The 14,520-nt window shown below is 63.1% G+C and carries 13 protein-coding genes, 1 pseudogene and 1 riboswitch; of the genes and pseudogenes, 3 read left to right on the top strand and 11 right to left on the bottom strand.

The annotated features are described in order from the left end of the window. Window positions 1-8 precede the first annotated feature (8 nt). The 6 genes from PSH80_RS07090 to cobO are packed head-to-tail and all read right to left on the bottom strand — an operon-like array spanning window position 9 to window position 5,963. Window positions 9-1,460, bottom strand: a complete 1,452-nt coding sequence (locus PSH80_RS07090; RefSeq protein WP_057958853.1) for a cobyric acid synthase — start codon at window positions 1,458-1,460, stop codon at window positions 9-11. Then, the gene (gene cobD, locus PSH80_RS07085; RefSeq protein WP_057958852.1) at window positions 1,457-2,446 is read right to left on the bottom strand and encodes a threonine-phosphate decarboxylase CobD; all 990 of its coding nucleotides are present in this window, start codon (window positions 2,444-2,446) and stop codon (window positions 1,457-1,459) included. Before cobD ends, PSH80_RS07090 begins: the two co-directional genes overlap by 4 nt. Further along, window positions 2,439-3,347, bottom strand: coding sequence for an adenosylcobinamide-phosphate synthase CbiB (gene cbiB / locus PSH80_RS07080; protein WP_057438764.1), 909 nt, complete (start codon window positions 3,345-3,347; stop codon window positions 2,439-2,441). The genes cobD and cbiB overlap by 8 nt, the downstream gene beginning before the upstream one ends. Further along, window positions 3,344-3,994: a 5,6-dimethylbenzimidazole synthase gene (bluB, locus tag PSH80_RS07075; protein ID WP_057438763.1), complete on the bottom strand. Its 651-nt coding sequence runs from the start codon at window positions 3,992-3,994 to the stop codon at window positions 3,344-3,346. The genes cbiB and bluB overlap by 4 nt, the downstream gene beginning before the upstream one ends. Next, window positions 3,991-5,355 (bottom strand): cobyrinate a,c-diamide synthase, encoded by a 1,365-nt coding sequence (locus PSH80_RS07070; RefSeq protein WP_305419662.1) that lies wholly within the window; start codon window positions 5,353-5,355, stop codon window positions 3,991-3,993. The genes bluB and PSH80_RS07070 overlap by 4 nt, the downstream gene beginning before the upstream one ends. Next, a complete protein-coding gene (cobO, locus tag PSH80_RS07065) occupies window positions 5,352-5,963 on the bottom strand; it encodes a cob(I)yrinic acid a,c-diamide adenosyltransferase (RefSeq protein ID WP_057438761.1) in 612 nt (203 codons plus the stop codon). Before cobO ends, PSH80_RS07070 begins: the two co-directional genes overlap by 4 nt. 79 nt (window positions 5,964-6,042) lie before the next feature. Beyond that, a riboswitch (cobalamin riboswitch) is annotated at window positions 6,043-6,291 on the bottom strand. A 99-nt stretch (window positions 6,292-6,390) separates the two neighbouring features. Here cobO and PSH80_RS07060 point away from each other — a divergent pair. Further along, complete coding sequence (locus PSH80_RS07060) at window positions 6,391-7,704, top strand: sorbosone dehydrogenase family protein (protein WP_169989945.1); 1,314 nt, start codon at window positions 6,391-6,393, stop codon at window positions 7,702-7,704. A 133-nt stretch (window positions 7,705-7,837) separates the two neighbouring features. Here the strand turns inward: PSH80_RS07060 and PSH80_RS07055 are convergent, their stop codons facing one another. The 5 genes and pseudogenes from PSH80_RS07055 to PSH80_RS07035 form a co-directional block, all read right to left on the bottom strand. Further along, entirely contained in the window at window positions 7,838-8,377 is a 540-nt protein-coding gene (locus PSH80_RS07055; protein WP_057444557.1) for a C40 family peptidase, read from the bottom strand. 144 nt (window positions 8,378-8,521) lie between these two features. Then, window positions 8,522-9,151: a C40 family peptidase gene (locus PSH80_RS07050; RefSeq protein ID WP_057958849.1), complete on the bottom strand. Its 630-nt coding sequence runs from the start codon at window positions 9,149-9,151 to the stop codon at window positions 8,522-8,524. A 213-nt stretch (window positions 9,152-9,364) separates the two neighbouring features. After that, a complete protein-coding gene (gene hda / locus PSH80_RS07045; RefSeq protein ID WP_032857040.1) occupies window positions 9,365-10,069 on the bottom strand; it encodes a DnaA regulatory inactivator Hda in 705 nt (234 codons plus the stop codon). A gap of 215 nt (window positions 10,070-10,284) precedes the next feature. Continuing rightward, window positions 10,285-11,361 (bottom strand): annotated as a pseudogene (locus tag PSH80_RS07040) (AI-2E family transporter). Between the two features lie 43 nt (window positions 11,362-11,404). After that, window positions 11,405-12,457, bottom strand: a complete 1,053-nt coding sequence (locus PSH80_RS07035; RefSeq protein WP_305419658.1) for a DUF2066 domain-containing protein — start codon at window positions 12,455-12,457, stop codon at window positions 11,405-11,407. Between the two features lie 353 nt (window positions 12,458-12,810). On the opposite strand from PSH80_RS07035, the gene purM reads away from it, so the two are divergent. Both purM and purN read left to right on the top strand, forming a co-directional pair. Beyond that, a complete protein-coding gene (gene purM, locus PSH80_RS07030) occupies window positions 12,811-13,869 on the top strand; it encodes a phosphoribosylformylglycinamidine cyclo-ligase (RefSeq protein ID WP_032857036.1) in 1,059 nt (352 codons plus the stop codon). Beyond that, window positions 13,869-14,519 carry a phosphoribosylglycinamide formyltransferase gene (gene purN, locus PSH80_RS07025; protein WP_305419655.1) on the top strand — a complete coding sequence of 217 codons (651 nt, stop codon included), beginning with the start codon at window positions 13,869-13,871 and terminating at the stop codon, window positions 14,517-14,519. Before purM ends, purN begins: the two co-directional genes overlap by 1 nt. Window position 14,520 lies beyond the last annotated feature (1 nt).

Genomic DNA, 14,520 nt, shown 5'->3' with positions numbered 1-14,520 from the left:
TCAAGCCCTCAAATCCCACATAGCTGACGCAGCAATCGGGTATCCAGATGCTGTTCCACCAGGTCCGCCAAGCGCTCGATATCGCGCTCGCGCAAGCCGTGGTAATCCACTTCCTGCACGTCCTGCAAACCGGCCCAGCGCAACACGGCGCTGCAGGCCGCCGGGGTTTCGAACAGGCCATGCAGATACGTGCCGAGGATTTGCCCGTCATCGCTGCAGGCACCGTCGCTGCGGCCGTCATCCAGGCGTACCGCTGGCTGCGCCAGGGCGGCACCTCGGGTCACGCCCGCATGGATCTCATACCCGCTGACCGACGCCTCTTCCAGCACCAGGCGGCCGTGCACATTGCGCAATTGTTTCTCGGCTTCCAGGGTGGTGCTGAACGCCAGGAGGCCCAGGCCATCACTGGAGCCCTCAGGCCCTTCCAGACCCAGTGGGTCGTGAACCTGCTCGCCCAGCATCTGCAGGCCACCGCAGATGCCCAGCACCTTGCCGCCGTAACGCAGGTGCCGGGCAATGGCGGTGTCCCAGCCATTGGCGCGCAGGTAGGCCAGGTCGCTGCGCACGCTTTTCGAGCCGGGCAGGATGATCAGGTCGGCGGCGGGGATTGCCTGGCCCGGGCCGACAAACTGCAAATCCACCTGGGGATGCAGGCGCAGCGGGTCAAAATCGGTGTGGTTGCTGATGCGCGGCAGCACAGGCACCACCACCTTGAGCACCTGCGCCGCCTTGTCGATCTGGCGCTGGTCGATGCCATCCTCGGCTTCCAGGTGCAGGTCCATCACATACGGCAGCACCCCCACCACCGGCTTGCCGGTGCGCGCCTCAAGCCAGTCGAGGCCCGGTTGCAGCAGGGCGATATCGCCGCGAAAGCGGTTGATGATAAAGCCCTTGACCCGCGCCTGTTCCGACGGCGACAACAGCTCCAGGGTGCCCACCAGATGGGCGAATACCCCGCCGCGATTGATATCGGCAATCAGCAACACCGGGCAATCCACCGCTTCGGCGAAGCCCATATTGGCAATGTCATTGGCCCGCAGGTTGATCTCGGCCGGCGAGCCTGCGCCTTCGACCATCACCACCGGGTAGGCCGCACTCAAACGCGCGTGGGAGGCCAGCACCGCCTGCATGGCGATGGCCTTGTAGTCGTGATAGGCCACGGCATTCATGCTGGTCACGGCGCGGCCATGGATGATGACCTGGGAGCCGGTGTCGCTATTGGGCTTGAGCAGCACCGGGTTCATATCGGTGTGCGGCGCCAGGTTGGCAGCCTGGGCCTGCACAGCCTGGGCGCGGCCGATTTCGCCACCTTCTGCTGTCACCGCGCTGTTGAGCGCCATGTTCTGCGGCTTGAAGGGCACCACCGGCACGCCCTGGCGCACGACCCAACGGCACAGTGCGGTCACCAGGGTGCTTTTGCCCGCGTCGGAGGTGGTGCCTTGCACCATCAGGGTGGTCATGAGGTTTGCTTCCAGGCAGTCAGGGCCTGTTCAAGGCGCAGCCAATCGGCATCAGTCCCGGGCAGGCCAAAACGCAGGCTGCTGTCGTGGACAAACAGGCGCAGCAGGATGCCGCGCTGGGCCATGAATTCATGCAACTGCTCGGCGTGATCGCTGATCAGCCACTGGAACAGCGCGCAGCCACCTTGCGGGCGCAGGCCATACTGCTCCAGCAGGCGGAACAGGCGCTGGCTGGCGTCTTCGCAGCGCTGGCGCTGGTAGGTATGGCCGGCGCTGTCGCGCAGGCAGACCTGGCCCAACTCCCGGGCCGGCCCGCTCACCGCCCACGGCCCGACCTGTTCGGCCAGCAGCTTGAGCAGTTTGCGTTCGGCCAGCACAAAACCCAGACGCACCCCAGCCAGGCCGAAAAACTTGCCGAACGAGCGCAACACAATCAGCCCGACTTGATTGGCCTGGCTCGCCAGGCTCAAGTGCGGGGTGTTGTCCATAAAGGCCTCATCCACCACCAGCCAGCCACCGCGCTCGGCCAGGCGCGCATGCCAATCCAGCAGGCGCTGGGGCGTGAGGCTCAGACCGGTGGGGTTGTTGGGATTGACCACCACCAACACGTCGAGGCTGTCGAGGAAGAAGTCGACTTCCTGCTCCAGCACCTCGCGCACGATGTAACCGGCGCGGCGCCAGGCTTCGGCATGCTCGGCATAGCACGGCGACAACACGCCGACCTTGCCCGCCCGGCGCAGGCGCGGCAGCAACTGGATGGCCGCCTGGGAGCCCGGTACCGGCAATACCTGGGCCGCGCCGTAGTAATCACAGGCTGCTTGTTCAAGGCCATCATCGGTCTCTGGCAAGCGGGCCCAGGCCCGCAGCGGGATGGGCGGGATGGGCCAGGGCCAGGGCGCGAGGCCACTGGACAGGTCCAGCCAGTCTTCCTGGGCAATGCCGTACTGCAGCGCCGCCTTGCGCAGCCGTCCACCGTGTTCAAGCATAGAAATGCGCCCCCGCACACAGGATCAACACCCACAGCCACACGCCGCGCTGCACCAACTGCCAGCCACGCTCGATGGAATCGGCATCGGCCGGCGGCCCTTCGCCGAGGATCGGACGCTGGTGCAACTCACCGTGATAAATCGCTGCCCCGCCCAACTCGACGCCCAGGGCGCCAGCGCCCGCAGCCATCACCGGCCCGGCATTCGGGCTGTCCCAGGTCGGCCCCTGGCGGCGCCAGCATGTAAGCGCCAGGCGCGTCTTGCCGAGCACGGCGTAGGTCAATGCGACCAGCCGCGCAGGGATGTAATTCAGCAGGTCGTCAATCTTCGCCGCCGCCCAGCCAAAACGTTCAAAACGTTCATTGCGATAGCCCCACATGGCATCCAGGGTATTGCTCAGGCGGTACAGCACCACGCCGGGCACGCCGGCCACGACAAACCAGAACAGCGCGGCAAACACCGCGTCGCTGCCGTTTTCCAGCACCGACTCGGTGGCTGCGCGGGCCACTTCGGTGCTGTCCAGCTCACTGGTCTGGCGGCTGACCAGGTAACTCACGCGCGTGCGTGCTTCGTCCAGGTCGCCGCTGCGCAGGGCCTGGGCCACCGGCAACACGTGCTCGCCCAGGCTGCGCATGCCCAGGGCCAGGTACAACGCGAGGATCTCGATCACCCAGCCGAAGTAAGGCGCCCAGGACAAGGCCGTGGCCAGCAAGGTCAGCGGTATCACCGTGATAAACCACGCGCTCACGCCATGGCTGCGCCAGCCACGCCCCGCGGAGTTGAAACGTTGCTCGATGCGCCCGGCAAAATTGCCGAACGCCACCAGCGGATGCCAGCGCCTGGGCTCGCCCAGCAGCGCATCCAGCGCCACTGCAGCGACACTCAGCAAGGCCACACTCATTGACTCACTCCCCAATAATTCTCATACAGCATGTCACTCAGCGGACGCGGTTCGGTCCAGCCTTCGAGTTGCAACATCGGTGCCGGATAAAACTCCGTCACCGGGCCCAGGCACAGCACGGCCAGGGGCTTGGCACCGGGTGGCAGGCCCAGCAGGTCAGCCAGGTCCCGGGGTTCGAACAGTGACACCCAGCCCATGCCCAGGCCTTCGGCGCGGGACGCCAGCCATAGATTCTGGATTGCACAGGACAGCGAGGCCAGGTCCATTTCCGGCAAGGTCCGACGCCCGAAAATATGCCGCTCACGGTCATCCATCAACGCCGCCACCAGCACCTCGGCGCAGTCGTGGATGCCTTCGACCTTGAGCCTCATAAAGTCGTCCGAGCGCTCGCCCAGGGCTTGCGCGGTGCGGATGCGTTCGGCTTCCACCAACTGCTGGATCTGCCCACGCAGGTTGCGGTCGCTGATGCGGATAAAGCGCCAGGGCTGCATCAGGCCGACGCTGGGGGCCTGGTGCGCGGCGTGCAGCAGGCGGTGCAACAACTCGGGGGCGACGGTGCCGCCACTGAAGTGGCGCATGTCGCGGCGTTCGGCAATGGCGCGGTAGATGGCATCGCGCTCGGCCTGGGGGAAGGCGTTGTCGGTCATGACCCTATCGCGGGCAAGCCCGCGCCTACCGTTGCAATACAATCGCCTGCGTTGGCGGCGTCTCGATCCGGCGCAAACAGCGCGGCCACTGCAACCGGGTTCGACGGGAAATAAAAGTGCACATAGGAGGCCGTCATCCGCCCCTGGCGATACACCGCCTCGGCGCCGCGCCCGCCATTGGGGCTCAGGCCACGGGCAATCGGCTGCCACGGCGTGCTGGTCAGGGAATGATGATAGGTGTGGCCGCGCAATTCGCCTTCCGGCAATTCGACCGTTTGCAGGGCCAGGGCCGCCAGGCGTTTCTGCATGACCGCATCGCCTTGCAGCAGCCCCAGCAGTTCGGCACGCGTGCCCTCGACATCGGTCAGGGAGTCGAGCAGGTAGAGCATGCCGCCGCATTCGGCCAGCAATGGTTTGCCGGCGCTGTGGTGGGCGCGGATCGCCTGCAGCATCGAGGTGTTTTGCGACAGCGCCTGATGATGCAACTCCGGGTAGCCACCGGGCAGATAGAGGCTGTCGGCGTCGGGCAGCACGCGGTCATGGATCGGCGAGAAGAAGTGCAACTGCGCGCCCATCGCCCGCAGTAAGTCGAGGCTGGCGCCATAGGTGAAGGCAAAGGCTTCGTCACGGGCCACGGCAATCCGCACCCCGGCCAGCAACGGCTGGGCCTCGATCACCTCCGGCGCAGCGAATTCCACCGGCGGTGGCAGCGCTACCTCGCAACTGCTGGCCAGGGCGGCGGCGGCAGCATCCAGGCGCAGGTCGAGGTCATTCAACTCGCTGGCCTGCACCAGGCCCAGGTGGCGGCTGGGCAGCTCGATCCCGGTTTCCCGGGACAGCGCGCCGTACCAGCGCAGGCCTTCAGTCAGGCTGCCTTCCAGCAACTGCGCATGGCGCACGGTGCCGACGCGGTTGGCCAGGACCCCGGCGAACGGCAGGTCCGCCTGGTAACGCGCCAACCCCAGCGCCAGGGCGCCAAAGGTTTGGGCCATGGCGGTGCCGTCGATCACTGCCAGCACCGGCACGCCAAAATGGCGCGCCAGGTCGGCGCTGGACGGTGTGCCGTCGAACAGGCCCATCACGCCCTCGATCAGGATCAGGTCCGCCTCCCCCGCGGCTTCCCACAACAGGCGACGACTTTCCTGCTCGCCGACCATCCACATGTCCAATTGATAGACCGGCGCACCACTGGCGCGCTCATGGATCATCGGGTCGAGAAAGTCCGGGCCGCACTTGAACACCCGGACCTTGCGCCCCAGGTTGCGATGCAAACGGGCCAGCGCGGCGGTAACAGTGGTCTTGCCCTGGCCTGACGCCGGCGCGGCGATCAACACCGCTGGGCAATGGCGCGGCTGGTTCAAAGTTCGATGCCTTTCTGTGCCTTGATACCGGCCTGGAACGCGTGCTTGAGCATGCCCATTTCGGTGACGGTATCGGCCATTTCAATCAGTTCCGGTTTGGCGCCGCGGCCGGTGACCAGCACGTGCTGCATCGGTGGCCGGGCTTGCAGGTCGCTCAACACTTGGTCCAGGTCCAGATAGCCGTGCTTGAGCGCGATGTTCAGCTCATCCAGCACCACCAGGCCGATGGATGGATCCTGCAACATTTCCCGGGAAACCTTCCAGGCCGCTTCGGCGGCGGCGATATCGCGCTGGCGGTCCTGGGTCTCCCAGGTAAAGCCCTCGCCCATCACATGGAAGCGCACCTGCTCGGGGAAGCGGCGGAAGAACAGTTCTTCACCGGTGCTGTTACGGCCCTTGATGAACTGCACCACACCGCATTGCATACCGTGCCCCATGGCCCGGGCGAGCATGCCAAACGCCGAACTGCTCTTGCCTTTGCCGTTGCCGGTCAACACCAGCAGCAAACCGCATTCATTCGGTGAATTGGCAATGCGCTCGTCAATCACCGCTTTTTTGCGCAGCATGCGCGCCAGGTGGCGTTCGTCACGATCAGGGGTATCAGTCATGGCAGCTCTCCGTTGGGGCTGGACAAAAACGGCGGGCAGGAAAAGACAACTTAAATGAAGCCAAGCATCGCCCACCGTGATGCTGTTGGATGAATCAGGCCGGTCTCCGGGCTCATGAGTGGCGCCCGATTGACCAGGGCAAGCCGACGATGCGCCTTCCCATATCGCAGGCGATACAGTGGCAAAAGCAGCGTCTTGACTCATTTACCGTTGCGGGGGCAGCGCCGGGATCGTGGCCACACTGTAGAAAAGTGCGCACACTCACCGGCTTCCCTGTTTCACTCGGTCGGCGCGTACGCCACAGAGCACCTGAAACAAGCGGCGAAGGTTAGTGGGTTGGGGGTACAGCGTCAATTAAAGCCGGCCACGTACTTGAACCATCGCCGCGCGCCATACCTCTATGACTACAGGCATTGAGGAGAAAAACATGCACAAGACCCGACTCGCCCTACTGATCATGGCCGCAGGCGCACTCGCTGCCTGTGGCGAAAGCTCAACCTTGCAGGTATCCGATGGCACCGGGCCGTCGCCCAAGCTGCCGGAACCGAATAAAACCCTGATCCCCACCGTCAACATCGCCCCGGCGATTGGCTGGCCCGCCGGGGCCAAGCCCAAGGCCGCCGCCGGCACCCAGGTTGGCGCCTTTGCCGAAGGCCTGGATCACCCGCGCTGGCTGTATGTATTGCCCAATGGCGACGTGCTGGTGGCCGAGACCAATGCGCCGCCCAAGCCGGATGATTCCAAGGGCATTCGCGGCTGGGTCATGGAAAAGGTCATGGGCCGTGCCGGTGCCGGCGTACCCAGCCCGAACCGTATCACCCTGCTACGCGATGCCAACCATGATGGCGTGGCAGAAACCCGCACGGTGTTCCTGGAAAACCTCAACTCGCCGTTTGGCATGACCCTGGTGGGCAACGACCTGTATGTGGCCGACTCGGACAAGCTGCTGCGCTTCCCCTATCAACCGGGAGAAACCGCGATCAAGGCCCAGGGCACCAAGGTCATCGACCTGCCGGGCGGTCCGCTCAACCACCACTGGACGAAAAACGTGGTGGCCAGCAAGGACGGCAACACGTTGTATGTGAGCGTAGGCTCCAACAGCAACGTCGGTGAAAACGGCCTGGAAGCCGAACAGGGGCGTGCGGCGATCTGGGAAGTCGACCGGGCCAGCGGCAAGCAGCGGATTTTTGCCTCCGGGCTGCGCAACCCCAATGGCATGGCCTGGGAGCCGCAAAGCGGCAAGCTGTGGACGGCAGTCAACGAGCGCGATGAAATCGGCAGCGACCTAGTGCCGGACTACATCACCTCGGTCAAGGATGGCGGCTTTTATGGCTGGCCGTTCAGCTATTACGGCCAGCATGTGGATGTACGGGTCACGCCGCAGGACCCGGACCTGGTGGCCAAGGCCATTGCGCCGGACTATGCCGTCGGCCCCCACACCGCGTCGCTGGGCCTGACCTTTGCCGAAGGCAACACCCTACCGGCGCAATTTGCCCAAGGCGCTTTTATCGGCCAGCACGGTTCGTGGAATCGCAAGCCGCACAGTGGGTACAAGGTGATCTTTGTGCCATTTGCGGAGGGCAAGCCCAACGGCGCGCCGGTGGATGTGCTGACCGGCTTTCTCAACAGTGATGAGAAAGCCATGGGCCGGCCGGTGGGCGTGGTGATCGACCAGCAAGGCGGGTTGCTGGTGGCGGACGATGTGGGGAATAAGGTGTGGCGGGTGTCTTCAGCCAAATAAATGATTTGCGAGCACCCCAAAACAACTGTGGGAGCGGGCTTGCCCGCGATGGCTGTGGATCAGTCAGGAATCTATCCACTGACACACCGCCATCGCGGGCAAGCCCGCTCCCACATTGGGTTTTATATTTGGCTTAGGGATTACGCGCCAATTGCCCCGCCGGCAACACGCGCTTGGCGCTCAAATAGGCATTCTGCCAGTAGGCCTTGGACAAGGTATCAAGCTTCACCGTACCGCCGGTTTGCGGCGCATGCACGAAACGCCCCTCACCCACGTAGATGCCGGCATGGCTGACCTGCGAGCCGCCGCCCGTGGCGAAGAACAGCAGGTCGCCGGTCTGCAGCGCATCTTCGCGTACGTCCTGGGCCCGCATCACAATCAGCTCGCGAGTGGTGCGCGGCAGCGAGATGCCCGCGGCGTCGCGGTAGACAAAACCAATCAAACCACTGCAATCAAACCCCGAATCCGGGGTGTTGCCGCCCCAGCGGTAAGGCGTGCCCACCAGGCCCAGGGCGCGAAACAGCACATCTTCGGCCACTGGCGAAAAGTTCTGGGTGGAATAGTTGAATACCGGCTTGGGCTTGACGGCCACAGGCGCAGGTGGAGGACGGCTGGCGCAGGCACTGAGCAGTGCGGCGCAAACAACAAGAATTAGGCGGGCCGAGGTCGACATGGGCAGAACAATCCTGATCTGGATGCGGCTTTCGCTGCCGAACGCTGAAAACTAGACCGCGCAAGCAAGCTTGCGCGGTCAGGTTCGCAACAATATCTCAGGATTCTAGCGCTTACGCGTCAAACTTCAAGTATCACTTTAACTTTACTTGCGAGCGGTAACGGTAGTCGGGGCCATCGCCAACGCGCGCTTGGCTTCGATGAAGGTTTTGCTCCAGTAGCTGTCACCCAGCTTATCGACCCGCACCCCACCGCTACGGCGGCTGCTGGAGTGGATGAACTGGTCATCGCCCAGGTAGATACCGGCGTGGCTGACGCGACCACGGCCGTTGGTACTGAAGAAAAGCAGATCGCCGGGCTTGAGGTTGTTTCGTGCGACCAACGGTGCATCCACGTTGATCATTTCGCGGGTGGAGCGCGGCAGGTTCATGCCGGCTTCTTCACGAAACAGGTAGCCGATAAAGCCACTGCAGTCGAAACCGGCTTCAGAGGTACCACCGAAACGGTAACGGGTACCGATCAGGGACATGCCGCGTTCGAGGATACTGTCGGCCAGCAGTGGCAGTTGATAAGGCTTGCTGTCGGCGAACTCAGCCAGTTCTTTTTCGGTCGCCACCTCTTCTTCATAAACAGAAGAAGACTGTGCTGCGACGAATTTGGCTTGATGCTGTTGTTGTGGCTTTTGCTGCTCGACCACCTGCTGGGGGTGGGTGGCGCAACCAAACAACAGGGTAACGAGTGCGAGAGGCACGAGGGGTGCGAAGCGATTTAGCATGGGCACGACCGTGGCTGATATGTAAAGAAGTCGAGACTATGCCTTCTATGACATCGATTTGCAAATTCAATCGTGATCTATGTGACTTCTTGTTTGACCTATGTCATCTAAGCCCTTGAACCCCATTTAGACCCTTTTGCGTGGCCAGAGCGGCCCAAACGCAGGTTTTCTGACGCCTGTAATTTGCCAGGAGCCCCGGTTTTAAAGGGCTGGCTACCAGCCGAGGGTTTCTTTGAGGAAGGGAATGGTGAGCTTGCGCTGGGCCTGCAACGAGGCCTGGTCGAGTTGTTCGAGCAAGTCGAACAGCGCGCTCATGCTGCGGGTGCCACGGGTGAGGATGAAATGCCCGACTTCATCGGTCAGGTGCAGGCCACGACGCGAAGCGCGCAGTTGCAGGGCACGCAGCTTGTCTTCGTCGGACAGTGGGCGCATCTGGAAGATCAGCGCCAGGGTCAGCCGCGACTTGAGGTCTGCCAGCTTGACCGGCAATTCCCGTGGCGAGGTAGAGGCGGCAATCAACAGGCGCCGGCCGCTGTCGCGCAGGCGGTTGAACAGATGGAACAGCGCTTCTTCCCAGTCCGCCCGGCCGGCAACGGCTTGCAGGTCATCCAGGCACACCAGTTCGTATTGCTCGAGGTTATCGAGGATGCCGATGCCACGGTCCAGCAGTTCGGCCAACGGCAAATACACCGCTGGCTCCCCCATCTGCTCAAAGCGCAGGCAGGCGGCCTGCAACAGGTGGGTACGCCCCACGCCGTCCTTGCCCCAGAGGTAGATCAGGCTTTCCGTCCACCCGGCGTCGGCTTCGCAGAGCCGCTCGACATAGCCGAGTGCAGCGGCATTGGCGCCTGGGTAGTAATTGATGAAGGTAGCGTCGTCACGCAGACGCACACCTAGGGGCAGCTGAATCGGTTTCATGCTGACTGAACGGTCCCAATCGAACCGTTAGTGGCCTCTGTGAAAAGTTTGCAAAGTTTATACCCGTGACGCCGGGCGCACAATGCAACAGACCACAAGCAAAATCAAAGGTTTGCGTTAACTCATTGGATTTTTTGGAGATTGTTTGGCGCGATGGCTAAATGCCAAGCCCCACAGACAACAAACCCGGCCTTGAGCCGGGTTTGTGATCAGTCTTACAACTGGGGGTCATCGGCGCCCGTATAGGCGCCCGAATCCTTGTACACATCGTGCACATGGCGCACCAGCACCATGATCACCGCCGCTACCGGCAGCGCCAGGAGGATGCCGGTAAAGCCGAACAGCTCGCCGCCCGCCAGGATCGCAAAGATCACCGCCACCGGGTGCAGGCCGATGCGATCGCCCACCAGCAACGGCGTCAGCACCATGCCTTCCAGGGCCTGGCCGGCCATGAACACCGCGACAATCCCCAGCATCGGGTACAAGTCACCGCCAAACTGGAACAGGCCAGCCACCAGCGCCGCACCAATCCCGATGACAAAGCCCATGTACGGCACAATCGCCGCCAGGCCGGCAATCATGCCGATCAACAGGCCCAGTTCCAGGCCAATCGCCATTAGCCCGCCAGCGTAGATAATCCCCAGCGCCACCATCACCAGCAACTGCCCACACGGACAAAGGCGCCCAGCACCTCATGGCACTCCCCGGCCAGGGACACGATGCGCTCCTCGCGATCACGGGGCAGCAGGCTGCGGATCTTGGCCATCATGATGTCCCAGTCACGCAGCAGGTAGAACGCCACCACCGGGATCAATACCAGGTTGGTCAGCCAGCCAATCAACGCCAGGCTGGAGGCCGTGGCCTGACTGAGGATCACCCCGACGATATCGGTGGTCTGGCCCATATGCTCGCTGATCGCGGCCTTGACCTTGGTCGAACTTCCAGAAGCCATCGGCCAGGCCGAGTTTGGACTGCACCCAGGGCATGGCCGTGTGCTGCAGCCAATCGAGCATTTGCGGCGCCAGTTCGTACAGGCGCAACAGTTGCTTGGCCAGCATCGGCACCAGCACCAGCAACAGCGCCATGACGATCAGGGTAAACAGCGCAAACACCGCCACCACGCCCCAGGTGCGCGACAGCCCGGCCTTTTCCAGGCGATCCACCACAGGATCGAACAGATAGGCCAGCAGCAAGGCGACCAGGAACGGCGTCAGGATCGAATGCAGCAAGAATACAAAGACGCACAGCAGGACAATCCCGCCAAGCCACACCCAACGACGCGTATCCGCCATAAACCACTCCATCTGTTATTTGCTTCTATATAAGGAAGAACATTTACCAACGGAAACGCAGTTGCGGCTCAGGCTCGGCTTGCGGCACCGGCTGCGCGCCTTCGGCCACGGGCGACGGCACAGGTTGTGGCGCGAGCGCCTCACCGGCCGGCACTTCCTGCAACTTGGCCAGGCTCAATTGGCTGCGCAACTGCTCGCTGCTGCCGTTGACGCGATAGACGATCCGGTCACCCTCCACCCGCTGCAACTGAGCACCAAACGGCTCCAGCAGATGACCGAGGGCGGCGTAGCGCTCCAGGGTCATGCCCTGCACTTGCAGCAACTGCTCGCTGGACACCCCGGTTTTTACCGCAAAACGGGGCGCCAGGCGCTCGCTGACTGCCAGCAGCACGGCATCGGCCAACGCCGCGGGGTCGGCGCCCTGCACCGTGCCCTGCTCGGCTTTGTCACCCAGCCACAGGCGCCACTTGGCTTGCCATTGGCCCGCATCTTCACGGGCATGCACCGCCAGCAAGGCGTCGGCGCCATAACGCTCGGAGGCCGCACGCAGAGGGGCCGGATCGGCACTTTCAAGAGTGGGTGCGGTGGCGACGATCTGCTCATCGAGATCGCCCAGCGGCAGGCGCAAAGGCAGGCCGCGATGCTGGGCCGCACGGCGCAGCGGCTCGGCAGCCGACTGGCCATCACCGACCAGGCTGCTGCCTTCAGTGGAATCGCTCAGCCACCAGCCAAGGATCGACGGCCGATTGTTGCCCCACAACGCCAGGCCGGCATCGCGCAGGGCGCGGTCGGTGCTGACCGGATCGAAATCCACTTGCAGGCTTTCCGGCGGGCCGGCGTCGTAACCGTACTGGCTGATGATCTGTTGCGGATCCTTGCGGATCGCCGCCAGGCCAGGGCCCTGGGCGGCCTTGGCGTCGCCGGTGAGGCGGACTACCAGGGTCTGCAGGGCGCGCTGGGTAGCTTGTTCGCGCTCCTCCGGCGCCTGGCTGCTGACCGGCTCCAGCACTTGATAAAGACCATTAACGGTTTCGGCATGACTGGCCAGGCTGACCAACGACAAACAGCCAACAAAAAAGTATCTACTCAGACCCATGAAAAAAGATTCCCGAACGACAAAAAAGCGGCTGGAACAGGCCGCGTGAAGAAGGTTAAGCAAGGCTGTGACCACAGCGACCGGCAAAACATTCACAAGGCCCCGGTAAGTTTTCGTACTGTCATAACGATAGCGGGTTAAAGGCTATACCTTAATACAGGCGATCGCGGCGCCTATTAAGGTTTTTTTAGCACCATATGCCCCTGCCCGTCGGCCCGAGGATGGCCGCTGCCCCTCAAGCCTGATAAAATCGCGCGCCTTCGCAGACCGTCAACGGCTGGGCGTCCTGAAGTGTTCAGCTTCTGTGCCCACCGCATCGGTCGTTACCCCTGAATCCCCTAAAGGCCTGGATCATGAGCAAGCAACCCTCCCTGAGCTACAAGGACGCCGGTGTAGACATCGACGCCGGTGAAGCATTGGTCGAACGCATCAAGAGCGTCGCCAAGCGCACTGCGCGCCCCGAAGTCATGGGCGGCCTGGGCGGTTTCGGCGCCCTCTGCGAGATCCCGGCCGGCTACAAGCAGCCAGTGCTGGTCTCCGGCACCGACGGCGTGGGCACCAAGCTGCGCCTGGCCCTGAACCTGAACAAGCACGACACCATCGGCATCGACCTGGTGGCCATGTGCGTCAACGACCTGGTGGTATGCGGCGCCGAGCCGTTGTTCTTCCTCGACTACTACGCCACCGGCAAGCTCAACGTGGAGACCGCTGCACAAGTGGTCACCGGTATCGGCGCTGGCTGCGAACTGTCGGGTTGCTCCCTGGTCGGCGGCGAAACCGCTGAAATGCCAGGCATGTACGAAGGCGAAGACTACGACCTGGCCGGCTTCTGCGTCGGCGTCGTGGAAAAAGCCGAGATCATCGACGGCTCCAAGGTGGCTGCCGGTGACGCCCTGCTGGCTCTGCCATCGTCCGGCCCGCACTCCAACGGCTACTCGCTGATCCGCAAGATCATCGAAGTGTCCGGCGCCGACATCGAGAACACCCAGCTCGACGGCAAGCCTTTGACCGACCTGCTGATGGCCCCGACCCGCATCTACGTCAAGCCATTGCTCAAGCTGATCAAGGACACCGGCGCGGTCAAGGCCATGGCCCACATCACCGGTGGCGGCCTGCTGGACAACATCCCGCGCGTACTGCCAAAAGGCGCCCAGGCCATCGTCGACGTGGCCAGCTGGCAGCGCCCGGCGGTCTTCGACTGGCTGCAAGAGAAAGGCAACGTCAACGAGACCGAAATGCACCGCGTGCTGAACTGCGGCGTGGGCATGGTCATCTGCGTGGCTCAAGAGCACGTGGAAACCGCGCTGAACGTTCTGCGTGAAGCCGGCGAGCAGCCATGGGTGATCGGTCAGATCGCCACGGCTGCCGAAGGTGCTGCCCAGGTTGAACTGAAGAACCTCAAGGCTCACTGATGCCAGCAACCTGTGATGTCGTGGTGCTGCTCTCCGGCACCGGCAGTAACTTGCAGGCCCTGATCGACAGCACGCGCGCCGGCGACAGCCCGGTGCGCATCGCTGCGGTGATTTCCAACCGCAGCGACGCCTACGGCCTGCAACGCGCCCAGGACGCGGGTATCGACACCCGCGCCCTGGATCACAAGGCGTTCGACGGTCGCGAGGCCTTCGATGCAGCCTTGATCGAATTGATCGACGCCTTCAACCCCAAGCTCGTGGTCCTCGCCGGTTTCATGCGCATTCTCAGCGCTGATTTCGTGCGCCATTACCAGGGGCGCCTGCTGAATATCCACCCTTCCCTGCTGCCTAAATACAAAGGGTTACACACTCACCAACGGGCCCTTGAGGCCGGCGATACGGAGCACGGCTGCAGCGTGCACTTTATCACCGAGGAACTCGATGGCGGGCCTCTGGTCGTACAGGCAGTAGTTCCGGTAGAGTCTGCGGACTCAGCGCAGAGCCTTGCGCAACGGGTTCACACCCAGGAACACAGGATTTACCCGCTGGCGGTTCGCTGGTTTGCCGAAGGCCGCTTGGTTCTCGGTGAACAGGGTGCATTGTTGGATGGCCAGTTACTTGCGGCCAGCGGCCACTTGATTCGTACCTAGG

The organism is Pseudomonas sp. FP818, assembly GCF_030687335.1.
Taxonomy (GTDB): Bacteria; Pseudomonadota; Gammaproteobacteria; order Pseudomonadales; family Pseudomonadaceae; genus Aquipseudomonas; species Aquipseudomonas shahriarae.
This window is presented reverse-complemented; position numbering and strand designations above follow the sequence as displayed.